The organism is uncultured Brevundimonas sp., assembly GCF_937870815.1.
Taxonomy (GTDB): Bacteria; Pseudomonadota; Alphaproteobacteria; order Caulobacterales; family Caulobacteraceae; genus Brevundimonas.
In genome coordinates this window covers 1-22,763 of sequence record NZ_CALMZS010000033.1, presented here as the reverse complement: position 1 = coordinate 22,763, position 22,763 = coordinate 1, and the positions used below count along the sequence as shown (strand labels likewise).

The following is a 22,763-nucleotide window of genomic DNA, read 5'->3' as shown; positions in this document are numbered from 1 at the left end:
TTACACGAGAGCTGTCCCTGTTTTCCTTGTCTCAGTTCCGGGGGTCACTCCAGCCCAGCGCCGGGCCGAAAGTGGTGTGTGTCCCTACTTATCCGACGGCAAGGGCGCGGCCGGATCGCGCAGCCACGCCGCCACGTCGCGGTAGACGGTCTCGGCCTGCAGGTCGCGGTTGAGGAGGTGCCAGCCGTCGGGGTAGAAGGCGGTGCGCAGGCCGGGGCGGTCGCCGGCGCGGTCGAGGGCGGCGCGCATGGCGTCCTCGCGGATGACGTTGTCGTGGGCGCCGTACAGCAGCAGGGTGGGGGTCCGGACGTCGCCGAGGCGGCGCGAGGCGTCCTCCATCAGGTCGACGAGGCCGTAGAGGGCGTCGAAACGGGTGGTGATCAGGCTGTTCGGATCGCGGTAGTTGCGGAACAGCTCCAGCCGGTTGTCGGAGGCGGGGCGGTCGCGCACGGCCCACTCCGGCACGCCCACGGCGCGGTCGCCCATGGTCCGGGCGGCGAGCCACAGGCCGGCGCTGTTGATCGGGCCCTGGGCGGACCAGCCCCAGACGGCGGGGGCCAGCAGGATGAGCCGGTCGGCGTCGGGCGGGCGGTCCGAGGCGAAGGCGACGACGGCGACGGCGCCGCCCATGCTCTCGCCGGCCACGGCGATGGTCGCGTCGGGATGACGGGCGCGGGCCAGGGCGACGGCGGTGCGCAGGTCTTCGGCCATGCGGGCCTCGCCGGCCCAGACGCCGCGCCCGGGCGACTCGCCGAAGCCGCGCTGGTCGACGGCCCAGGTCTCGATGCCGCGCTCGGCCCACCACGGCCCGGCCAGGCGGAAGGCAGCGCGGCTGTCGTTCATGCCGTGCAGGGCGACGACGACGGCCCAGGGCTCGCCCTGAGGGGTCCAGCGCGCCAGCCGCAGGCGGGCCCCGTCGTCCATGACCAGATGGTCCGCCGTCAGGGCCGGGCCGGCGAAGCCCGGCGGCGGCGTCATCGGCGGCTGGACGGCGGGCGTGGCGCAGGCGGCGAGGACAAAAGTAAGGGCGAGGGCGACAACCGCGCTCCCTCTCCCGATGGGAGAGGGCTTGAGCGCCCGGGAGCGTAGCGATCGGTCTTGCGCGAAAGGGTGAGGGGCGACCGCCCGTCGGTGAGGCGCCACCCGGGACTCAAGCGGCGGCTTGCGCCGACTGGACCAGACGACCCTCATCCGGCGCTGCGCGCCACCTTCTCCCAATGGGAGAAGGAACGGTGATGCGAGACCTTCATCATCCGCCCAGAATGCCCCGAACCCTCTGGCGAGGATACGGCAGTCAGGCGAAGTCGCCATCGTCCTCAACAGCCGCCGGCTGGGCCGCCAGGGCCGCCGCGGTTTCGGCCTCGGTCGGCAGGCGCAGGCGAATGACGCCCTTGAAGGCGTCGGGGTCGATCGCCTTGCCCTTCTTGGTGATGGTCAGCCGGCCCTGCCGCATCAGGGCAAGGGCGCAGCGCCGCACCTTGGGCAGCATCCGCTGCCATTGTTCAGGCTGCAGGTCCTTGGCCACATCGGCCGGTTCAATGCTCTTGCCGCCGACACCCTTGGGATCGGCCTTCGCCAGTTTTTCGAAGATGGCGGTTTCGACGGGGTCGCTCATCGCGCCTATATGCTGCATTGCGAGAGCGAGAGTAAGGCGGAGCGAGAGCGATGGTTCAGAAGGTCACGGTGACGGAGGGCGAGTTCGCCGGCTGGCGGATGTACGACCTGCACGGCACCTTCGACCAGGTGGTCGGGCCGTTCTATTTCAGGCCGGATCCGGACGGACGGATGCGCTGCGCCTTCCGGGCCGAGCCCAAGCATATGAACGCCGGCGACCGGATGCACGGCGGCTGCCTGATGACCTTCGCCGACATCGCCCTGTTCCAGACCGCCTATCAGGAGATGGAAGGGGCGTCGGGGGTGACGGTGTCGCTGGATTCGACCTTCATCGACGGGGCCTATGTCGGCGAACTGGTCGAGGCGACCGGCGAGGTGGTGCGGGCCGGCAAGAGCCTGATCTTCGTGCGCGGCCAGATCCACGCCGGGGAGCGCATGCTGATGACCTTCTCGGGCGTGATCCGGAAATTCACGCCGCGGGCCAGGGGCCAGGGGCTAGGGGCTAGGGGCTAGGGGCTAGGTGAGAGGTTGGGGGCGACCGCTGAGAGTTCACCCCGCGCAGAGCGTCAGACCGACGGGGAGAGTCTCCCTAGCCCCTAGCCCCTAGCCCCTAGACCCTAGCCCCTAGACCCTGACCTCAGCCGTCGATGATGTCCTGCAGGAGGGCGGCCATGCGGTCGCGCATCCGCTCGCACTCGCCGGGCGTCATTGCGAAGCCGCCGGTGATCTCGCGGCTGACCGCCATGCCCATCACCAGGGCGGCCGCCAGCCGGGCGCGGACGGCGGCGTCGGGGCCGCCGACCCAGTCGGCGAACGGGTTGAGAAACCGCTCCGCGCCGGTGCGCTGGACCAGCTCCATGGCCCTGGTCGAGCCGACCGAGCGCAGCAGGATCAGCAGGCCCCTGAGCCGGCTCCCGCCGCGGGCCTCATCGATGGCCTCGCGGGCGACCCGCTCGCCGAAGCTGGAACGGTCGCCCTCCATCAGCGTCGCGCCGTTCTCGCAGCTGTCGAGGACGGCGGTGAACAGGTCTTCCTTGGAGCCGAAATAGCGCGACACCAGGGCGGCGTCGACGCCGACGTCGCCGGCGATGTCGCGCAGGCCGACGTCGTCGTAGCTCTCTTGCGCGAACCGTTCGCGCGCGGCCGCGAGAATGGCGGCGCGGGTCGCCCCGGCGTTCCTCGGCCGGGGCGCGACATGGTGAAACAACCGGACTGCTCCTAAAAGGCCCGGGCGGTTATGACCTTGTCATCACCCGTCGACAAGCATGACCCGGGCGGTTTCGGCAAATCGGACGATGACGAACGCCCGTCACTCGGCTAGACGGGCATCGACCCGCCCGCCGGATCCGCGCCCGGGGTCCGGGCTTGACGAGACCGGGCCGTCGACACGCCATCCATGGAAACCACAATGCGCTTTCTCGTCACCGGCAGCGCCGGCTTCATCGGCTTTCACCTGTGCCGGAGGCTGCTGGCCGAGGGGCATCAGGTGGTCGGCGTCGACAATTTCTCCGACTATTACGACGTCGCCCTGAAGCACGCCCGCAACGCGGTGCTCGAGACCCACCACAACGCCTTCAAGGTCGAGCGCCTCTCGCTGGAGGATCAGGCCGAGCTGAACCGGGTCTGGGAAGCGGCGGCGCCGGACATGGTCATCCACCTCGCCGCCCAGGCCGGCGTTCGCTACAGCATCGACCATCCCGAGGCCTATGTGTCGGCCAACCTCGTCGGCACCTTCAACGTGCTGGAGGCGGCCCGGCGGTTTCAGCCGCAGCACCTGCTCGCCGCCTCGACCAGTTCCGCCTACGGGGCCAATACCGAAATGCCCTTCCGAGAGACGGACAGGGCGGTCCATCCGCTGACCCTCTACGCCGCCACCAAGGGCGCCACCGAACTGATGGGGCACAGCTACAGTCACCTGTTCGGCGTGCCGACGACCTTCTTCCGCTTCTTCACCGTCTATGGCCCCTGGGGCCGGCCGGACATGGCGCTGTTCAAATTCACCAGGGCGATCATGGCCGACGAGGCCATCGAGGTTTACGGCCAGGGCGAGATGTCGCGCGATTTCACCTTCGTCGACGATCTGGTCGAGGGGATCGTCCGGTTGGCCGGAACGATCCCGGGAACCCGGCCGGTCGAAGGCGACACCCTGTCGCCGGTGGCGCCGTTCCGGCTCGTCAACGTCGGCGGCGGCGCGCCGAGCAATCTTATGGACTATATCGGGGAACTGGAGAGGGCGCTGGGCCGTGAGGCGAAGAAGACTTTTCTTCCCATGCAGGACGGCGACGTGCGGGCCACCTTCGCCTCGGCCGACCTGCTGGAGGCCCTGACCGGCTACAAGCCGTCGACGCCCATCTCCGTAGGGGTGCCCGCCTTCGTCGCCTGGTATCGGGAACACTACGGCGCCTGAGCGGGAGGGCCGGGTCTCGATCCTGGTCTCATCCGCCCGCATGTCCCCGCTGGCCAAGCGCCGACGCATTCGCTAATCCCCACCCGATCGAACCGAAGGACGACTTTCCATGCGCGTGGCGATGATCGGAACCGGCTATGTGGGCCTGGTGTCAGGGGCCTGTTTCGCCGACTTCGGCCATGAGGTGACCTGCGTCGACAAGGACCCGTCCAAGATCGAGCGGCTGGAGCGGGGCGAAATTCCGATCTTCGAGCCCGGCCTGGACGACCTGGTCGCCGCCAATGTGCACGACGGCCGGCTGAGCTTCGCGCTGGACGGGGCCGGGGCCATCCGCGCCGCCGATGCGGTGTTCATCGCCGTCGGCACCCCCTCGCGGCGCGGCGACGGCCATGCCGACCTGTCCTATGTCCACGCCGCCGCCGAGGAGATCGCCGACCTGATCGAGGGCTTCACGGTGATCGTCACCAAGTCGACGGTCCCCGTGGGAACCGGCGACGAGATCGAGGCCATCATCCGCGCCCGGCGGCCCGACGCCGACTTCGCCGTGGTGTCCAATCCGGAGTTCCTGCGCGAGGGCGCGGCCATCGAGGATTTCAAGCGCCCGGACCGGATCGTGGTCGGGGCCGAGGACGAGCGCGCCCGGGCGGTGATGCGCGAGCTTTACCGCCCGCTGAACCTGAACGAGACGCCGATCCTGTTCACCGGCCGGCGCACCTCGGAACTGATCAAATACGCCGCCAACGCCTTCCTGGCGATGAAGATCACCTTCATCAACGAGATGGCCGACCTGTGCGAAAAGGTCGGCGCCGACGTGCAGCAGGTCGCCCGCGGCATCGGCCTGGACAAGCGGATCGGCTCCAAATTCCTGCACGCCGGGCCGGGCTACGGCGGCTCCTGCTTCCCCAAGGACACCCTGGCCCTGGTGCGCACCGCGATCGACGCGGGTTCGCCGGTGCGGCTGATCGAGACCACGGTCGAGGTCAATGACGCGCGCAAGAAGGCCATGGCCGGACGGGTTTCGGCGGCCCTGGACGGGGACCTGGCGGGCAAGACCGTCGCCCTGCTGGGCCTGACCTTCAAGCCCAACACCGACGACATGCGCGACGCCCCCTCTCTGGACGTGGCCCCCGCCCTGATCGCCCTGGGCGCCACGGTGCAGGCCTTCGACCCGGAGGGGATGGCCGAGGCCGCCCGCCTGCTTTCCGGCGTGACGTTCAGGGACGGGCCCTACGAGGCCGTCGAGGGCGCCGACGTGGTCGTCATCCTGACCGAGTGGGACCAGTTCCGGGCGCTGGATCTGGACCGGGTCAAGCGGCTGCTGCGCCAGCCGGTGATGGTCGATCTGCGCAACATCTACCGGCCCGAGGACATGCGGGCCCGCGGCTTCCGCTACGCCTCGATCGGGCGCGCCTAGAGCGAAATCGGTTTGGACGCGATCGCGTCCAAACCCGGATCTTCGCTCCAGCCTTAGACTGGAGCCCGATTCACGGCATCGGCGGAATCGCGAAGCGAGTCCGCCTCAGCCTGAGGGCCATCGCCCTCCGCCTGTCGCATTGAGCCGCGGAGCCCCGGGCCGGGAGCCGGTTCCGGCGGACCGGCGGTTGACGCGCGCTTCATCCCGATGCGCTCGACGCCGGGGATGCGCAGTCCGCTCGCGTACCTGCCCGCGCTGTTCCCGTCGGCCGCCGGCCGGGCGACGGCGGGCGGGCATCAAAGGCGCGGCCCAGCCGGACTCACCCGGCCGCCACGGCCTTCATCGTGACCGCCGGATCGGCCAGGCGTGCGGCGTCCACGGCGGCGGCCCGGCCGATCATCTGGCGGCCGGCCATGAACTCGGCCGGGGCGTTGACCGCCTCGACGCAGACGATGCGGTCGCCGGCCAGATGGAAGACCGCGAAGGCCCCCGCCGCGGTGTCTCCGCGCAGCACCTGGCGGTCGGCCCCGCCGGCCAGGCCGGCGATCTGCAGCTTGACGTCGTACTGGTCCGACCAGAACCACGGGACCTCGGGCGCGGGCGCCGGCCGGCCGGCGATGGCCGCAGCCGCCTGTTTCGCCTGTTCCAGCGCATTGGGCACGCTTTCCAGCCGCTGCATCCGCCCCTCGTGGACCGGGACCGGCCGGAAGCTGACGTCGCCGATCGCCCAGATGGCCGGATCCGAGGTCCGCGCCGTCGCATCGACCGTCACCCCGTCGCCGAGGGCCAGTCCCGCCGCCCGGGCCAGCTGATCGCGGGCCTGGGCCCCGACCCCGACCAGCACCGCATCGGCCTCGACCAGCGCTCCGTCGGCCAGCCGCACCCCGGCGTCCTCGAAGGCGGCCGCCTCGGTCGAGGTCAGCACCTCGACCCCATGGGCCCGGTGGCGGGCGGTGAAGAAGTCCGACAGGGTCGGCGACGCCACCCGCGCCAGCACCCGGTCCATCCGCTCGAGGACCACCGCCCCGGCCCCCAGCGCCCGCGCCGAGGCCGCCGCCTCCAGCCCGACATAGCCGCCGCCGACCACCGCCAGCCGCCGGCCCGGCCCCAGGGCCGCCTTCAGCCGCTCGGCGTCGGCCAGCGTCCGCAGCTCCAGCAGCTCCGGCCGGTCCGCCCCCGGTATGGTCAGCTTCCGCGCCGTCGACCCGGTGGCCAGGATCAGGGCGTCGTACGGCTCGACCGTTCCGTCGGCGAAGCTCACGGTCTTCGCCGCCGCATCGATCGCCGTCGCCGTCACGCCCAGCCGCAGCTCGATGCCGTGGTCGGCGTAAAAGGCTTCCGGGCGCAGCAGCAGCGCCTCCAGGTCGGCCTCGCCCTTCAGCCAGGCCTTGGACAGCGGCGGCCGCTGGTACGGCGGCGCCGGCTCCTCGCCGGCCAGCACGATCGGCCCCTCATGCCCGTACTGGCGCAGCAAGGCCGCCGCCGTGCCGCCCGCATGGCCCGCGCCGATGATCAGAACCTTGGTCATGGGATGCTGATAGAGGGGCGAGGGTCGAGGGTCGAGGGGCGAGCGGGACAGACATGGCCGACCTCGTTCGTCCTTCTTCCTCGACCCTCGACCCTCGACCCTCGCCCCTCGCCCCCTCTTGACCGTTCCACTGTTACATCATATTGGAACGAACATGATCGACGCCCTGCCCCGCAACGCCGCCGCCACGGCCCGCAGCCGTCTCGCCCTCTATGACGCCCTGCTGTCGCTGAAGACGCGCGACGAGGTCGACGCCTTCCTCGCCGACCTGTGCACCCCGGCCGAGGTCCGCGCCTTCGCCGAGCGCTGGGAGGTGGCCCGCCTGCTCGACGCCGGCGGGCGGTCGTACCGCGAGATCGCCGCCGAGGCCCAGGCCAGCCCGACCACGGTCGTGCGGGTCGCCCGCTTCCTCAGGGAAATGCCGCATCAGGGCTACCGCCTGGTGCTGGACCGACTGAAAGACCGGGTGAAATCATGAGCACCGTCCAGGGCCGGCTGCGCATCGCCGTCCAGAAATCCGGCCGCCTGGCCGACCGCAGCCTCGACCTCGTCCGCGACGCCGGCCTGCGCGTGGTCAAGGGGAACAACGACCTGCTCTACCGGGTCGAGAACTATCCGATCGACCTGCTGCGCGTGCGCGACGACGACATCCCGACCTTCGTCGCCGACGGCGTCTGCGATCTGGGCATCGTCGGCGAGAACGTGCTGGAGGAGGCCCGCAACGGCGGCCCCCGGGCCGAGGTGGTCATGCCGCTGGGCTTCGGCCGCTGCACGCTGAAGATCGCCGCGCCCCCGACCCTGGCCTACGACGGCCCCGCCTCGCTGGAGGGGCTGCGCATCGCCACCTCCTACCCGACCGTCCTGCGCCGCTGGCTGGACGAGCGGAACGTCCGGGCCGAGATCGTCACCATGCGCGGCGCCGTCGAGGTCGCGCCGCGGCTCAGGCTGGCCGCCGCCATCTGCGACCTGGTCTCGACCGGCGCCACGCTCGAGGCCAACGGCCTGGGGCCGCACGACACGGTGCTCGACAGCCAGGCGGTGCTGATCCGCTCGCCTGTCGCGGCCGAGCCGTCGCTGCGGCCCCTGCTCGACAGCGTCGTCGACCGGATGGCCGGCGTGGTCTCGTCCCAGGGCGCCAAATATGTGATGCTCAACGCCCCGCGTTCGGCCCTGGACCGGATCACCGCCATCCTCCCCGGGGCCGGCTCGCCGACGGTCATGCCGCTGTCCGGGCGCGACGACGCCGTCGCCGTCCACGCCGTCTGCCAGGAGGCGGTGTTCTGGGAGACGCTGGAGAAGCTCAAGGCCGCCGGCGCCTCGGCCATCCTCGTCCTGCCGATCGAGAAGATGATGTGATGCGCCGGATCGACTGGAGTTCCCTCGACGCGGCCGGCCGCCGCGAGGCCGTGGCCCGTCCGGCGCGCCGCGCCGAGGCGCGGGTCGGCGACGTCGTGCGCGAGATTCTCGACGACGTGCGGGCCCGGGGCGGCGCCGCCGTCGCCGACTGGAGCCTGAAGCTCGACGGCTTCGCGCCGCGCCGCATCGCCATCACCGCGCAGGTGGTCGCCGCCGCCCGCGACGCCCTGCCGCCGACGGCCACCCGGGCCCTGCGCATCGCCGCCGACAATGTCCGGGTCTTTCACGAGGCCACCCGGCCGGAGGATTCGCCGTGGATCGAGACCACGGCCGGCGTCCGCTCCCGCCTGGTGTGGCGGCCGATCCGCGCGGCCGGCCTCTACGTCCCCGGCGGCACCGCCCCGCTGTTCTCCTCCCTGCTGATGCAGGCCATCCCCGCCGCCGTGGCCGGAGTGGGCGAACGCGTCGTGGTCACCCCGCCGGCGAAGGACGGCGGCGTTCACCCGGCCATGATCTACGCCGCCGGCGAGGCCGGGCTGGACGCCCTGTGGCTGATCGGCGGGGCCCAGGCCGTCGCCGCCCTGACCTTCGGCGCCGTCCTCGACGACGGCGCCATCGAGCCGGTCGACAAGCTGTTCGGCCCCGGCAACGCCTTCGTCGCCGAGGCCAAGAAACAGGCCGCCGCCCTGGCCGGCGGCCCGGCCGTCGACATGCCCGCCGGGCCCTCGGAGCTGATGGTCATCGCCGACCGCGACACCGACCCCGGGATCGCCGCCGCCGACCTGCTCAGCCAGGCCGAGCACGACGCCGACGCCCAGGTCATCCTCGTCTCCGACAGCCGCGCCGGCATCGACGCCATCCTGGCCGAGGTCGGGCGCCAGCTCCAGACCCTGCCCCGCGCCGACCTGGCCCGCCGCTCCCTCGCCGAGGGCCGCGCCATCCGCGTCCGCGACATGGCCGAGGCCTGCGACGTCGCCAATCTCTACGGTCCCGAACACCTCGCCCTGCAGACCGTCGACGCCGAGGCCCTCGTCGGCCGCATCACCGCCGCCGGCGCGGTCTTCGTCGGGGCCTTCGCCGCCGAGACCCTCGGCGACTACGCGGCCGGCCCCAGCCACGTCCTGCCCACCGACGGCGCCGCCCGCACCCTGGGCGGCGTCACCACCGCCAGCTTCATGACCTCGATGTCGGTCCAGTCGGTCAGCGAGGCGGGGGCCCGCGCCCTCGCCCCGGTGGCGGCGAGCCTGGCCCGGATGGAGGGGCTCGAAGCCCACGCGAGGGCCGCGGATCTGAGGAGCGGAGGATGACCCTCGGCGCCCTTCCCGCCCCGTTCGCCCCGCTGGTCTCCGGCGGCGACGGCCTCGACCGCTATCCGGCCGAGCCCCGCGCCCTCGCCGCCCGCATGGCCGAGGTCTACGGCGTCCCGGCCGACCGGGTGTTGCCGGTGCGCGGCGCGACCCACGGGCTGGAGCTGGTTTTCCGCCTCGCCGCCCGCGATGGACTGACGGTGCAGGCTCCCGACACCGAGCCCTGCAACACGCTGGCCGGCCTCTATGCCCGCCCGGCTCCCGGCGCCGCGCCCGCCGTCGTCATCGTCCGCGCCCTCGGTTCGCCCGAGGCGGCGGCCGAGACGGCCTTCCGCGTCGCCCCCGCCCTCCTCGTCATCGACGAGGGCCTGGCTGAGTTCGCGGACACACCCTCCGCCGTCAGCGTCATCGACGCTCACCCCAATCTGGTGGTTCTGCGCAGCCTGTCGCTGGCCTACGGCCTCGCCGGAGCCCGCGTCGGCGCCGCCCTCGCCCAGCCGAAGACCCTCGCCCGCCTGGCTTCGGTCCTCGAGCCCTGGGCCCTGCCGGAAGTCTCGGTCCGACTGGCCCTCCAGGCGCTGGACCCTTCGCGCATGATGGAGACCCGCCGGCGGATCGCCGTCGTCCGCGCCGAGCGCGAGCGGGTGGCCGCGGCCCTGTCGCGGGACATGGTCGTCGAGCCCGGCTTCGGCCCGGTCGTCGTGACCCGCCCCCCCCGTCCCGACGCCGTCCTCGCCGCCCTCGCCCGCTACGGCGTTCCGGCGGAACGGGCCGGCGAGCGTCTGCGCCTGCCGATCTCCGCCCGTTCGGAGGCCAACGACCGCCTGCTCGCCGCCCTCGACCTCGCCCCCGCTCCAGCCCGGCCGCACCGCACCGGCGAGGCCGTCCGGGACACCAGGGAGACCCGTATCGTCTGCGCCGTCGACCTCGACGCCCCGGGGCCGGTCTCCATCACCACCGGCGTCGGCTTCTTCGACCACATGCTGGAGCAGGTGGCGGCCCACGGCGGCTTCTCGCTGCGGCTGTCGTGCGAAGGCGACCTGCACACCGACCCGCACCACACCGTCGAGGACTCGGCCATCGCCCTCGGCCAGGCCCTGAAACAGGCCCTTGGCGAACGGCGCGGCGTCGCCCGCTACGGCTTCGTCCTGCCGATGGACGAGGCCAACGCCTCCGTCTCCATCGACCTGTCCGGCCGCCCCTTCCCGGTGTTCGAGGGGACCTTCAGCAGCCCCTTCATCGGCGACTACCGCACCGACCTGACCGCCCATGTGTTCCGCTCGCTGGCCGAGCACCTCGGCGCGGCCATCCACGTCTCGGTGACCGGCGACGACGACCACCACAAGACCGAGGCCGTCTACAAGGCCTTCGGCCGCGCCCTGCGCCAGGCCATCCGGGTCGAGGGCGACGCCGTCCCCAGCACCAAGGGGGTGTTGTGACCGCCGTCACCGTCCTCGCCTACGGGGCCGGCAATGTCGCCTCGGTCCGGTTCGCCCTGGAGCGGCTGGGCGCGACCGTCCGCCTGACCGACGATCCGGCCGGGATCGCCGAGGCCGAGCGCCTGATCCTGCCCGGCGTCGGCGCCGCCGGCTACGCCATGGCCCGCCTGTCCGGGCTCGGCCTGGTCGAGCCGATCCGCGCCTTCTCCCGCCCCCTGCTCGGCGTCTGCCTCGGCCAGCAGCTGCTGTTCGAGGCCAGCGAGGAGGGCCAGGGCGTCGACATGCTCGGCCTCCTTCCCGGAACCGTCCGCCGCCTCGAGCCCGGCCCCGGCCGGCCGGTCCCGCACATGGGCTGGTCGCGGCTGTCGCTCACCCGTCCCGACCCCCTGCTCGAGGGTCTGGAGGACGGCGCCTGGGCCTATTTCGTGCACAGCTACGCCTGTCCCGACGGCGCCGCCACCCTCGCCCGCGCCGACTACGGCGGCCCGGTCCCGGCCGTGGTCCGCAGCGCCAACCGCTGGGGCTGCCAATTCCATCCCGAGCGCTCGGCCGCCGCCGGCGCCCGCATCCTGCGCAACTTCCTGGAGATCGAACCATGACCCTCCGTCATCGTCATCCTCCGGCGCGGCGCGGCCGGGACCGGGGGACGGCATGATCGTCTATCCGGCCATCGACCTCAGGGGCGGCGTCTGCGTGCGGCTGATGCACGGCCGGTTCGACGCCGTGACCCGCTATGACGACGACCCCGCCGCCCGGCTGGCCGCCTTCGCCGCCGCCGGGGCGGCCTGGGCCCACATCGTCGACCTCGACGGGGCCGAGGCGGGCCGGGCCGTCCAGCACGACCTGATCGGCCGGCTGGCCGCGGCCGTCGACATCCGCATCCAGTCCGGCGGCGGCGTGCGTTCGGCCGACGACGTCCGGCGCCTGCTCGAGGCCGGGGTCAGCCGCGTCGTCGTCGGTTCGCTGGCGGTCTCCGACCCGGCGTCGGTCTCCGGCTGGCTCGAGACCTTCGGTCCGGAGCGCATCACCCTGGCCATCGACGTCAAGGCCGACGGCGACCGCTACATCCCCGCGCTCAAGGGCTGGACCGAGGCCGCGACGATCGACCTGTGGGCCGCCCTCGACCGCTACCCCCCGGGATCGGCGAGACACCTGCTGGTCACCGACGTGGGCCGCGACGGCGCCCTGACCGGGCCCAATCTCGACCTGCTGGCCGAGATCCACCAGCGCCGGCCCGACCTCTGGCTGCAGGCCTCGGGCGGCGTCGCCGACCTTTCCGACCTGACCGGCGCCCGCGCGGCCGGCGCCTCGGGCGCGATCGTCGGCCGCGCCCTCTACGAGGGCCGCTTCACCCTCGAACAGGCGCTGGAGGCCGCCCGCCCGTGACCGCGCGCCGCATCATCCCCTGCCTCGACGTCCGCGACGGCCGGGTGGTCAAGGGCGTCCGCTTCGAGGGCCATGTCGACATGGGCGACGCCGCCGACCTCGCCGCCCGCTACCGCGACGAGGGCGCCGACGAGCTGGTCTTCTACGACATCACCGCCTCGCCGGAGGGTCGCACCCTCGACTACGGCTGGGTGCGCGACATCGCCCGGCTGCTCGACATCCCGTTCAGCGTCGCCGGCGGCATCCGCTCGGTCGAACAGGCCGGCCGCTGCCTCGACCACGGCGCCGACAAGGTCTCGATCAACTCCCCGGCCCTCGAACGCCCGGAGCTGATCGCCGAAATGGCCGGCCGCTTCGGGGCCCAGTGCGTGGTCGTCGGCGTCGACTCCAGGCGCGCCGGCGACGACTGGTTCGTCCACCAGTACACCGGCGACCCCGCCGCCAGCCGCGGGGCCGGCCGCCGCACCCTCGACTGGATCGTCGAGGCCCAGGCCCTCGGGGCCGGCGAGATCGTGCTCAACTGCATGGACGAGGACGGCGTCCGCCGCGGCTACGACCTCGCCCAGCTGGCCGCCGCCCGCAGCCGCCTGACCATCCCGCTGGTCGCCTCCGGCGGCGCCGGCGAGGCCGCCCATTTCCGCGACGTGTTCCAGCAGGCCGACGTCTCCGGCGCCCTCGCCGCCAGCGTGTTTCATACCGGATCGGTCGGCATCGGCGAGCTCAAGACCTTCCTCGATCAGGCGGGCGTGGAGGTGAGGCTGTGACGCCCGACCCGAAGCCCGGCGCGAAGCGCCAAACCGAAATCCCCGGTCTGACCGCGGTTTGGTTCATCACAAAGGACCACAAAGGGCGCAACGGGAGTGGAGCCAGGAGCCGGCCCCGTCGTGTTCTTCGCGCCTTCTTCGTGTCCTTCGTGATGAACCGACCGGCCGTCGGGCCGGGCGGAAATGATGCCCGGCTTGCGCCGGGATGAGCGGAGGCGAGAATGCTCGATCCTGAACGACTGGACTTCGCCAAGGCCGGCGGCCTGATCCCCGTCGTCGTCCAGGACGCCGCCACCCTGCAGGTGCTGACCCTGGCCTGGATGGACCGCGCCGCCCTCGACGAGACCCTCGCCTCCGGCGAGGCCACCTTCTTCTCGCGGTCGCGCGGCGGGCGCTGGCGCAAGGGCGAGACCTCGGGCGACCGGCTGTCCGTCGTCTCGATCACGCCCGACTGCGACGCCGACGCCCTGGTGCTCAAGGTCCGGCCCGTCGGCAACGCCTGCCACCTGGGCCGCGTCAGCTGTTTCGGCGACGCGGACGCGCCGGGCCTCGGCCGCCTCGCCCGGCTGGAGCAGACCATCGCCGCCCGCGCCGCCGCCGACCCGTCCGAAAGCTGGACCGCCCGCCTGCTCGCCGAGGGGCCCAGGCGGGCCGCCCAGAAGGTCGGCGAGGAGGGGGTCGAGACCGCCCTCGCCGGCGCCGCCGGGCCGGATTCGGAACTCGCCTCCGAGGCCGCGGATTTGGTCTATCATCTGCTGGTGCTGCTGCGCGCCCGTCACATGGTGTTTCAGGACGTCCTCGACGTCTTGGCGCGACGGGCGGAAGCGGCCAGACAAACCCCCGGTCAATCTGGGACCTGAACCTGAGGAGAGCGCATGGCGGCCCTGGTGCTGTTCGGCGGCGGCGGCGACCTCGCCATGAGGATGCTGCTGCCCTCGCTCTATTTCCTCGAGCACGACGGCCTGCTGCCGGACGGCCTGAAGATCATCGGCGCGGCCCGCTCCGAGGAAAGCCGCGAGGCCTACGTCGCCAAGGTGCGCGAGGCGGTCGAGACCAAGGCCCGCGCCGACGAGGCCTGGTCCGAGGCGGCCTGGACCCGCATGACGAGCCGCCTCGACTATCTGGCCGTCGACGCCACCTCCGCCGAAAGCCTGAAGCCGCTCAAGGACAAGGTCGGCGACGGCGCCTGCACCTCCTTCCTCGCCGTCTCGCCGTCGCTGTACGCCCGCATCGTCACCGCCATGCGCGCCGCCGGCCTGGCCGAGGCCGAGGACCGCGTGGTGCTGGAGAAGCCGGTCGGCCGCGACCTCGACAGCTTCCGCCAGATCGACGACGCCGTCGCCGACGCCTTCTCCGAACATCAGGTGTTCCGCATCGACCACTATCTCGGCAAGGAGACGGTCCAGAACCTGATCGCCCTGCGCTTCGGCAACACCATCTTCGAGCCGCTGTGGAACAACCTCAGCATCGACCACGTCCAGATCACGGTCGGCGAGACCATAGGCGTCGGCGACCGTTGGCCGTATTATGACGAATACGGAGCATTGCGCGACATGCTCCAGAACCACATGCTCCAGCTGCTCTGCCTCGTGGCCATGGAGCCGCCGAGCGACCTCGACCCGGACTCGGTGCGCAACGAGAAGGTCAAGGTGCTGCGCTCGCTGCGTCCGATCATCCCCGAGGAGGCCGGGCGGGTCACCGTGCGCGGCCAGTACGTCGCCGGAACCGTCGAGGGCGAGGCCGTCGCCGGCTATGACGAGGAATGCGGCGCCCCGTCCGACACCGAGACCTTCGTCGCCGTCCGCGCCGACATCGACAACTGGCGCTGGGCCGGCGTGCCCTTCTTCATGCGCACCGGCAAGCGCCTGCCCGAGAAGCGCACCGAGATCGTCATCCAGTTCAAGCCGGTGCCGCATTCGATCTTCCACGGCGAGCCCGGCGCCATCGAGGCCAACCGCCTGGTCATCGAGCTTCAGCCCGAGGAGGACATTTCCCTCTCGGTGATGAACAAGAGGCCGGGGCTCGACCAGCGCATGCGGCTGCAGCCGATCCGCATGAGCCTGTCCTGGGGCCAGAACGACAAGGCCGCCCGGCCGCCCCGGCGCCGCATCGCCTATGAACGCCTGCTGCTGGACGCCCTCGCCGGCGACTCCACCCTGTTCGTCCGCCGCGACGAGGCCGAGCAGGCCTGGAGATGGGTCGACGAGGTCTCCGAGGCCTGGGAGGGCGCGGCCTTCAAGCCGCACGACTACGCCGCCGGAACCTGGGGCCCCGAGGCCGCCGACCTGCTGCTGTCGCGCACCGGGCGGGAATGGAATTCCGGGCATGGCTGAGATCGAGACCCTCCCCGACGGCGCCGCCTGGGCCGAGGCCTGCGCCGTCCGCCTCGCCGGCGCCCTGTCCGACGCCCTCGCGGAAACCGGCAAGGCGGTCTTCGCCGGCGCCGGCGGTTCGACGCCCTCGCCCGTCTACGCCCGCCTGAGCGCCGCGCCGCTGGACTGGTCGAAGGTCGTCGTCACCCTCGTCGACGAGCGCTACATCCCGGAAAGTTCGCCCGAGTCCAACGCCGCCCTGATCAAGCGCACCCTGCTGACCGGCCCCGCCGCCGCCGCCCGCTTCGTGCCGCTCTATTCGCCGGCCGTGACGGTCGACCGCGCCGCCGCCCTCGCCGCCCACGCCCTCGCCGCAGAGGGCGGGCGTCTCGACGCGGTCCTTCTCGGCATGGGGGAGGATGGCCATATCTGCTCCATGTTCCCGAACAGTCCGACCCTGAAGACCCTGCTGTCGCCGGCCCTGCCGCCCACCGTCCTCGGCGTCCCCGCCGGCCGGGACGGCAGGCCGCCCAGCCTCGAACGCCTGTCGATCAACCTCCCGTATCTGATCGGCGCCCGCCGCGTCGTCCTGGCCATCACCGGCGCCGCCAAGCGCGCGGTGTTCGAGCGCGAGGCCGCCGGCGATCCCGCCGTCCAGCCGATCGCCGCCCTCGTCGCCCACAAGGTCCCGTTCGAAGTCGTCTGGACGGAGGCTGCGTGATGCCAACCCTCAACCCCGTCGTCGCCGAGGTCACCGCCCGCATCGTCGAGCGCTCCCGCGAAACCCGCGCCGGCTACCTGCGCCGCATGGACGCCGCCCGCGACAAGGGCGTCGCCCGCGCCAAGCTCAGCTGCGCCAACTGGGCCCACGCCTTCGCCGGCCAGACCGTCGCCGACAAGCTCACCGCCATGGGCGGCCGGCAGCCCAACCTCGGCGTCGTCACCGCCTACAACGACATGCTCTCGGCCCACCAGCCGTTCGAGCGCTTCCCGGCCGTGATCCGCGAGGCGGCGCGCGCGGCGGGCGCCACGGCCCAGGTCGCCGGCGGCGTGCCCGCCATGTGCGACGGCGTCACCCAGGGCCGCCCCGGCATGGAGCTGTCGCTGTTCAGCCGCGACCTCATCGCCATGTCGACCGGCGTGGCCCTGACCCACGACGCCTTCGACGCGGTCGTCGCCCTCGGCGTCTGCGACAAGATCGTGCCCGGCCTGTTCATGGGTTCGCTGGCCTTCGGCCACCTGCCGGTGATCTTCGCCCCCGCCGGCCCCATGCCCAGCGGCATTCCCAACGCCGAGAAGGCCCGCGTCCGCGGCCTCTACGCCCAGAACAAGGTCGACCGGAAGACCCTGCTGGAGAGCGAGATCGGCTCCTACCACTCGCCCGGCACCTGCACCTTCTACGGCACCGCCAACTCCAACCAGATGATGATGGAGCTGGCCGGGCTGCACCTGCCCTCGACCGCCTTCGTCCACCCCGAGACCGGACTGCGCGACGCCCTGACGGCGGCGGCGGCCAAGCGCGCCGTCGAACTGGCCCGCGCGGGCGAGGGCCGCATGGCCGACGTCATCGACGAGAAGTCGATCGTCAACATGATCGTCGCCCTGCTGGCCACCGGCGGCTCGACCAACCACGCCATCCATCTGGTCGCCATGGCCCGCGCCGCCGGGGTGCGGATCGACTGGACCGACATGGACCAGCTCAGCTCGGTCACCCCCCTGCTGGCCCGGGTCTATCCCAACGGCTCGGCCGACGTGAACGCCTTCCAGGCCGCCGGCGGCGTCGCCTTCGTGGCCCGCGAACTGGCCGGGGCCGGAAACATCCACGCCGACGTCCGGACCGTCATGGGCCCCGGCATCCACCACTATTTCCAGGAGCCGTCGCTGGTCGATGGCGAGCTGGTCTGGCGCGCCGGGGTCACGGAAAGTCTGGACACGGACATTCTCCGGCCGGCCTCCGATCCGTTCGACCGCGAGGGCGGTCTGCGGCTGGTCCAGGGCGACCTCGGCCGGGCCGTGATCAAGGTGTCGGCGGTCAAGCCGGAGAACCGCGTCGTCGAGGCCCCGGCCGCCGTGTTCGAGACCCAGGAGGAGGCCCTGCAGGCCTTCCGGGACGGCAGGCTCGACCGCGACGTCGTCGTCGTCCTGCGCTTCCAGGGCCCGAAGGCCAACGGCATGCCCGAGCTGCACAGCCTGTCGCCGGCGCTCGGCGTGCTCCAGGACAAGGGCTTCAAGGTCGCCTTCGTCACCGACGGCCGGATGTCCGGAGCCTCGGGCAAGACCCCGGCGGCCATCCATGTCTCGCCCGAGGCCCTGGCCGGCGGGATGCTGTCCCGCGTCCGCGACGGGGACCTGATCCGGCTGGATCCGGAGGCGGGGGTGCTCGCCACGGTCGGCGTCGACCTGTCGGCCCGCCCCCCCGCCAGCCGTTCGGAAGAGCACGCCGGCGGCTCGGCCTGGGGCTACGGCCGCGAACTGTTCGGCGCCTTCCGCCATGCCGTCTCGACCGCCGAGGAAGGCGCCTCGATCTGTTTCTCCGGCCCGGTCGGCGGCTCGGCCTGGAGCGACCGCCAGCCCGATCCCAACCTGGTCGACCGCGCGGTCGACGCATGACGCTCCCCCAAACCCGCAATCCGTCATCCCCGCGCAGGCGGGGACGCGCGGCGACCCACAGGGAAGGAACCCCATGAACATCGCCTCGGACAGGACCCTGCTCGTCGGCGACGTCGGCGGCACCAACGCCCGCTTCGCCATCGCCCGCATGATCAACGGCAAGCCGGTGCTCGAGCATCATGAGAGCTTCAAGGGCGCCGACCACCCGACCTTCCTCGGCGGGGTCAAGGCCTTCATCGACGGCTGCGAGGTCAAGCCGACCTCGGGCGTCATCGCCGTGGCCGGCCCGGTCACCGACGGCGCCATCGACCTGACCAACTCGCCGTGGCGGGTCTCCGAGGCGGAGCTCGGCACGCTCGGCCTGGAGCCGGCGCGGCTGATCAACGACTTCGAGGCCCTCGCCTGGGGCGCGCCGGTCGTGCCTCAGGCCGAGCTGGCCTCGCTGGGCGGGCCGGAACAGGGCGATCCCCACTCCACCATCGCGGTGCTCGGCCCCGGCACCGGCTTCGGCGTCTCCGCCCTGGTCCGGGACGCCCGCGGCCGTGAACTGGCCATGCCGTCCGAGGGCGGCCACGCCTGCTTCGCGCCCGGCGATGCGATCGAGGACGAAATCCTGCGCATCCTGCGGCGCCGCTACGACCGGGTCTCGATCGAGCGGCTGATCTGCGGCCCCGGCCTGCTCAACATGCACCGGGCCCTGGCCGAGATCGACGGCCGGGAGACCCATATCGAGGACCCCGCCCAGATCACCCGGGAGGCCCTGGCCGAGCCGCGCAGCCCCTGCGGCGCCACCCTCGCCCGCTTCTGCGCCATCCTCGGCGCGGTGGCCGGCGACATCGCCCTGACCACCGGGGCGCGCGGCGGGGTCTATATCGCCGGCGGCATCGCCCCGCGCATCCTGCCCTTCCTCCAGGCCAGCCCGTTCCGCGAGCGTTTCGAGCGCAAGGGCCGCTTCATGGACTATATGAAGGCCATCTCCACCCAGGTCATCCTGCACAAGCACGCCGCCCTGCTCGGGGCCGCCCGGGTGGCCTTCGCCGAGGCGGGCTAGACCGGGGTCTCACAGATCGGTCACGCGGGCGTGAACCAAATCCGAAGCGGCGCATTATCCGGGCTCCACTGTGGAAGGAACCCACCATGCGTAAACTGATCATCGCCTCCGTCGCCACCGTCGCCCTGGCCGGCCTCGCCGCCTGCAACAGCCCGGCCGACAACGCCGCCGAACAGCAGGCGGACGCCCTGGAAGAGCAGGCCGCGGCCGCTCCGACCGAGGCCCAGGAGACCGCCCTCAACGCGGAAGCCGACAGGATCGAGCAGCAAGCCGGCAACGCCGACGGTGGCATGACCACCGAAAACACCCCGAACACCTCGCCGTCGGCGGCGAACCCGGGGCAGGACAAAGCTCCGGCCTACTAAGACCTGGAAGTCCGTTCGGGGGCTCATGACCTCCGGCTGAACCCTTCGAACGGTCAGCCCCCGTCGCGCCCGCGGCGGGGGTTTTCCGTCGCCGTCCAGTGCGCGAGGGCCCAGGTCAGGAACAGCGGCCCCAGCACGGAGGCCCGGCCCGCCCCGGTCTCGGCGGCGATCAGGAACAGCCCCCACGCCACCGCCAGGTCGCCCAGATAGTCCGGCCGGCGCAGCCAGCGGCGCACGGGCCCGGCCGGGACCGCGGAGCCCACGGCCGGGGCCGCCTTCAGGCTCCCCACCCCCTCGAGGGCGATGCCCGCCACGGCCAGCACCGCACCGGTCCAGCCGAGCCGGCCGACCGCCGGCAGGAAGTCCACCTGGCCCAGCTGCACCGGCAGGGCCGTCAGCCAGGCGAGCGCCCCCTGGGGCAGGAAGAACAGCAGCAGCCGGACCCGGCTCCGGCTCCATCCCCGGCGGTCGGCCAGGGCCCCGGCCACGGCTTCGTAGCGCCTGTCGGCGGCGGTGCGGGCCGTCGTCGACAGGCGCCGCCACGCCTGCGGGACCGCCCAGAGCGTCACCAGCCAGAGCAGCAGCCCCCTGCGGACCGGATCGCCGTCGGTGAGGAGAAAGCTCACCCCCGCCAGCGCCGCCACGCCCAGCGGCCAGGCGGCGTCGAGGAAGCCGACCGCCTCCCGCCGCCCCGACAGCGCCCACAGCCCGGCCATCGCCGCCAGCACCAGGGTCAGGTTCAGGCCCAGCAGGGCGGCGGTCTCGGCCAGGTTCATGGGGCGGAGCCGCCGTCGGTCGCCGGCCGCATCGGCTCAGTCGACGCAGAGGGTGGCGCCGGCCCTGCCGTCCCGGGCCGCGCAGGCGGCCGTCTCGGCGTGCTCGGGCACGCGCACAGGCGGCGGCACATCCGTCGTGTCGACATCGCGCACCGGGGCCGGCGGCTCCGCGGCGACCGCCTCCTGCCCCGGGCGAGCCGGCTGGGCTCTCTCCGGAATCCGGACAGGCGGCGGCACATCCGTCGTGTCGACGTCGCGCACCGGGGCAGGCGTGTCCGCGACCGGCGCGGCCTGGGCCGCGGGCGACCCCGGCTCGTCCGGCCCGCCCTCCGGATCGGCGGGCGCCGGCTGGCAGGCCGCCAGCGCCAGAACCGCGGCCGCCGCGAATGTCCGCCTCATCGCACCCGTCCCTTCTCGAACCCGGTCCAGACGTCGTCGTAGTCCAGCTGCATGGTCGGCGAGGTTCGCGCCCATTCCGTGGTGCGGATCGGCGCCCGCGTCTCGAACATGAAGGCCAGGGTGTTCTCGATCTTCACCGGCTTCAGCTCCGCCGCCACCGCCTTGTCGTAGCTGGCCTGGTCCGGCCCGTGCCCGCTCATGCAATTGTGCAGCGACGCCCCGCCCGGCGCGAAGCCGCCCGCCTTGGCGTCGTATTCGCCGTGCACCAGCCCCATGAATTCGCTCATCACATTCCTGTGGAACCACGGCGGCCGGAAGGTGTCCTCGGCCACCATCCAGCGCGGCGGGAAGATCACGAAGTCCACGTTCGCCATGCCCGGCGTATCGGAGGCCGACGTGAGCACCGTGAAGATCGACGGGTCGGGGTGGTCGAAGCTCACCGTGTTGATGGTGTTGAAGCGCGCGAGGTCGTACTTGTACGGCCAGTAGTTGCCGTGCCAGGCGACGACGTCCAGCGGCGAATGGTCGAGCGCGGCGCTCCAGAGCCGGCCGCCGAAGCGGGTGACCAGCTCCGTTGGGCGATCCACGTCCTCGTACGCCGCCACGGGTGCCAGGAAATCGCGCGGGCTGGCGAGCCCGTTGGAACCGATCGGCCCCAGCTCGGGCAGGCGGAACGGCGCTCCGTAGTTCTCGCACGCGTAGCCGCGCGCGATCGCGCCCTCGATCTCCACGCGGAAGCGGATGCCGCGCGGCACCACACCGACCTCGCCCGGCGCCACTTCGAGACGCCCGAACTCGGTGGCGAGCGTGATCCGCCCTTCCTGCGGCACCAGCAGCAGCTCGCCGTCGGCATCGTGGAAGACGCGCTCCATGGAGCGGTTGGCGCAATAGAGGTGCACGCCGGCGCCGTGCTGCGCGCGCGCGTCGCCGCCGGTGGCGAGCGTCACCCACCCGGCGATGAAGTCCGTGGGCTTTGCCGGCGCGGGCAGCGGCGCCCAGCGCAGGCGATTGGGCGGGCACTCCACCTCGCGGCACGGCGCCGTGCGCCACGCGCCGTCGTCGATGCGCGCGAACGCGGGATGCATCGCCGAGGGCCGCAGCCGATAGAGCCACGAGCGCAGGTTCTGCGCCCGCGGCATGGTGAAGGCCGATCCCGACAGCTGCTCCGCGTAGAGGCCGAAAGGCGCCTTCTGCGGCGAGTTGCGCCCGACCGGCAGGGCGCCCGCCACCGCCTCGCTCTCGAGGTGCGCCCCGAAACCGGAGAGGTACTTCAGCGCGTTGGCGGAAGCACGGTCGTTCATGGAAGCAAAGGGCGGGGAACGCAGATGAACGCAGATGCAGCGCAGATAAACGTAAACCAGATCAATGGTGTGATGGCGAACAAATCTCGGTGGGCACGAACATTACGCACCTTATGGGGTACGTCCATCTGCGCCTCATCGGCGTTCATCTGCGTTTCCAAGGCTTTCTCCCGCATCACTCGCTACACGACTCCACGCGCAATCTGGTCGGCCTCGATGGATTCGAAGAGCGCGCGGAAGTTGCCCTCGCCGAATCCCTCGTTGCCCTTGCGCTGGATGATCTCGAAGAAGATCGGCCCGATGACGGTCTCGGTGAAGATCTGCAGCAGCTTGTCCTCGTGGTGGTCCTTGTCCACGCCCTCGCCGTCGAGCAGGATGCGGTTCGCCTTCATGCGCTCGAGGTCCTCGCCGTGGTTGGGCACGCGCTCGCCGACGCGCTCGTAATAGCTGTCGGGCGTATCGAGGAAGCGCACCTGCTTCGCGCGCAGCATCTCCACCGTCGCGAAGATGTCCCCGGAGGAAAGCGCGATGTGCTGGATGCCCTCGCCGTGGTAGGCGTCGAGGTATTCCTGGATCTGCGACTTCTGGTCCGAGGGCTCGTTGATGGGGATGCGGATCTTGCCGCACGGGCTGGTGAGCGCGCGCGAGGTGAGCCCCGTCTTCTTTCCCTGGATGTCGAAGTAGCGGATCTCGCGAAAGTTGAAGAGCTTCTCGTAGAACTGCGCCCACGTGTC

General features: G+C 72.0%; 24 protein-coding genes. 16 read left to right on the top strand and 8 right to left on the bottom strand.

Features of this window, described 5'->3' with window-relative positions; all coding sequences use genetic code 11:
• Positions 1-84: 84 nt before the first annotated feature.
• Positions 85-978, bottom strand: a complete 894-nt coding sequence (locus tag Q0588_RS02460; RefSeq protein WP_298743443.1) for an alpha/beta fold hydrolase — start codon at positions 976-978, stop codon at positions 85-87.
• Between the two features lie 316 nt (positions 979-1,294).
• Entirely contained in the window at positions 1,295-1,615 is a 321-nt protein-coding gene (locus Q0588_RS02455) for a DUF3253 domain-containing protein (RefSeq protein ID WP_298743440.1), read from the bottom strand.
• Positions 1,616-1,665: 50 nt separating this feature from the next.
• Between Q0588_RS02455 and Q0588_RS02450 the strand changes: the two genes are divergently transcribed.
• Entirely contained in the window at positions 1,666-2,127 is a 462-nt protein-coding gene (locus Q0588_RS02450; RefSeq protein ID WP_298743438.1) for a PaaI family thioesterase, read from the top strand.
• A gap of 124 nt (positions 2,128-2,251) precedes the next feature.
• On the opposite strand, the gene Q0588_RS02445 is transcribed toward Q0588_RS02450, so the two are convergent.
• On the bottom strand, positions 2,252-2,821 hold the full coding sequence (locus Q0588_RS02445) for a helix-turn-helix domain-containing protein (protein WP_298743436.1): 570 nt from the start codon (positions 2,819-2,821) through the stop codon (positions 2,252-2,254).
• Positions 2,822-3,022: 201 nt separating this feature from the next.
• Here Q0588_RS02445 and Q0588_RS02440 point away from each other — a divergent pair, with 201 nt between their 5' ends.
• Positions 3,023-4,021 carry an NAD-dependent epimerase/dehydratase family protein gene (locus Q0588_RS02440; protein ID WP_298743434.1) on the top strand — a complete coding sequence of 333 codons (999 nt, stop codon included), beginning with the start codon at positions 3,023-3,025 and terminating at the stop codon, positions 4,019-4,021.
• A gap of 109 nt (positions 4,022-4,130) precedes the next feature.
• Positions 4,131-5,435, top strand: a complete 1,305-nt coding sequence (locus Q0588_RS02435; protein ID WP_298743432.1) for a UDP-glucose/GDP-mannose dehydrogenase family protein — start codon at positions 4,131-4,133, stop codon at positions 5,433-5,435.
• 319 nt (positions 5,436-5,754) lie between these two features.
• On the opposite strand, the gene Q0588_RS02430 is transcribed toward Q0588_RS02435, so the two are convergent.
• The gene (locus Q0588_RS02430; protein WP_298743430.1) at positions 5,755-6,963 is read right to left on the bottom strand and encodes an FAD-dependent oxidoreductase; all 1,209 of its coding nucleotides are present in this window, start codon (positions 6,961-6,963) and stop codon (positions 5,755-5,757) included.
• Positions 6,964-7,117: 154 nt separating this feature from the next.
• Here Q0588_RS02430 and Q0588_RS02425 point away from each other — a divergent pair, with 154 nt between their 5' ends.
• The 13 genes from Q0588_RS02425 (at position 7,118) to Q0588_RS02365 (ending at position 19,553) form a co-directional block, all read left to right on the top strand.
• Entirely contained in the window at positions 7,118-7,441 is a 324-nt protein-coding gene (locus Q0588_RS02425; RefSeq protein ID WP_298743428.1) for a YerC/YecD family TrpR-related protein, read from the top strand.
• Positions 7,438-8,319: an ATP phosphoribosyltransferase gene (gene hisG / locus Q0588_RS02420; RefSeq protein ID WP_298743426.1), complete on the top strand. Its 882-nt coding sequence runs from the start codon at positions 7,438-7,440 to the stop codon at positions 8,317-8,319. Before Q0588_RS02425 ends, hisG begins: the two co-directional genes overlap by 4 nt.
• Positions 8,319-9,626 carry a histidinol dehydrogenase gene (gene hisD / locus Q0588_RS02415; RefSeq protein ID WP_298743424.1) on the top strand — a complete coding sequence of 436 codons (1,308 nt, stop codon included), beginning with the start codon at positions 8,319-8,321 and terminating at the stop codon, positions 9,624-9,626. Before hisG ends, hisD begins: the two co-directional genes overlap by 1 nt.
• Positions 9,623-11,065, top strand: a complete 1,443-nt coding sequence (gene hisB / locus Q0588_RS02410) for an imidazoleglycerol-phosphate dehydratase HisB (protein ID WP_298743422.1) — start codon at positions 9,623-9,625, stop codon at positions 11,063-11,065. The genes hisD and hisB overlap by 4 nt, the downstream gene beginning before the upstream one ends.
• The gene (gene hisH, locus Q0588_RS02405; protein ID WP_298743420.1) at positions 11,062-11,664 is read left to right on the top strand and encodes an imidazole glycerol phosphate synthase subunit HisH; all 603 of its coding nucleotides are present in this window, start codon (positions 11,062-11,064) and stop codon (positions 11,662-11,664) included. The genes hisB and hisH overlap by 4 nt, the downstream gene beginning before the upstream one ends.
• A 52-nt stretch (positions 11,665-11,716) precedes the next feature.
• Entirely contained in the window at positions 11,717-12,451 is a 735-nt protein-coding gene (gene hisA / locus Q0588_RS02400) for a 1-(5-phosphoribosyl)-5-[(5-phosphoribosylamino)methylideneamino]imidazole-4-carboxamide isomerase (RefSeq protein WP_298743418.1), read from the top strand.
• Positions 12,448-13,215, top strand: coding sequence for an imidazole glycerol phosphate synthase subunit HisF (hisF, locus tag Q0588_RS02395; protein WP_298743416.1), 768 nt, complete (start codon positions 12,448-12,450; stop codon positions 13,213-13,215). Before hisA ends, hisF begins: the two co-directional genes overlap by 4 nt.
• 221 nt (positions 13,216-13,436) lie before the next feature.
• Complete coding sequence (gene hisIE, locus Q0588_RS02390) at positions 13,437-14,075, top strand: bifunctional phosphoribosyl-AMP cyclohydrolase/phosphoribosyl-ATP diphosphatase HisIE (RefSeq protein WP_298743414.1); 639 nt, start codon at positions 13,437-13,439, stop codon at positions 14,073-14,075.
• Positions 14,076-14,090: 15 nt separating this feature from the next.
• Positions 14,091-15,548: a glucose-6-phosphate dehydrogenase gene (zwf, locus tag Q0588_RS02385; protein ID WP_298743412.1), complete on the top strand. Its 1,458-nt coding sequence runs from the start codon at positions 14,091-14,093 to the stop codon at positions 15,546-15,548.
• Complete coding sequence (pgl, locus tag Q0588_RS02380) at positions 15,541-16,248, top strand: 6-phosphogluconolactonase (RefSeq protein ID WP_298743410.1); 708 nt, start codon at positions 15,541-15,543, stop codon at positions 16,246-16,248. The genes zwf and pgl overlap by 8 nt, the downstream gene beginning before the upstream one ends.
• Positions 16,248-18,137: a phosphogluconate dehydratase gene (gene edd, locus Q0588_RS02375; RefSeq protein WP_298743408.1), complete on the top strand. Its 1,890-nt coding sequence runs from the start codon at positions 16,248-16,250 to the stop codon at positions 18,135-18,137. Before pgl ends, edd begins: the two co-directional genes overlap by 1 nt.
• A 73-nt stretch (positions 18,138-18,210) precedes the next feature.
• A complete protein-coding gene (glk, locus tag Q0588_RS02370) occupies positions 18,211-19,188 on the top strand; it encodes a glucokinase (protein ID WP_298743406.1) in 978 nt (325 codons plus the stop codon).
• A gap of 86 nt (positions 19,189-19,274) precedes the next feature.
• On the top strand, positions 19,275-19,553 hold the full coding sequence (locus Q0588_RS02365; protein ID WP_298743404.1) for a hypothetical protein: 279 nt from the start codon (positions 19,275-19,277) through the stop codon (positions 19,551-19,553).
• 53 nt (positions 19,554-19,606) lie between these two features.
• Here Q0588_RS02365 and Q0588_RS02360 read toward each other — a convergent pair whose 3' ends face one another.
• From Q0588_RS02360 to Q0588_RS02345, 4 genes are all read right to left on the bottom strand, one after another.
• Complete coding sequence (locus Q0588_RS02360) at positions 19,607-20,329, bottom strand: DUF1295 domain-containing protein (RefSeq protein ID WP_298743402.1); 723 nt, start codon at positions 20,327-20,329, stop codon at positions 19,607-19,609.
• 36 nt (positions 20,330-20,365) lie between these two features.
• On the bottom strand, positions 20,366-20,728 hold the full coding sequence (locus Q0588_RS02355; RefSeq protein ID WP_298743401.1) for a hypothetical protein: 363 nt from the start codon (positions 20,726-20,728) through the stop codon (positions 20,366-20,368).
• Entirely contained in the window at positions 20,725-22,029 is a 1,305-nt protein-coding gene (gene hmgA / locus Q0588_RS02350; RefSeq protein ID WP_298743399.1) for a homogentisate 1,2-dioxygenase, read from the bottom strand. Before hmgA ends, Q0588_RS02355 begins: the two co-directional genes overlap by 4 nt.
• 182 nt (positions 22,030-22,211) lie before the next feature.
• On the bottom strand, positions 22,212-22,763 hold a 552-nt coding region (locus Q0588_RS02345; RefSeq protein ID WP_298743397.1), incomplete at its 5' end, for a VOC family protein.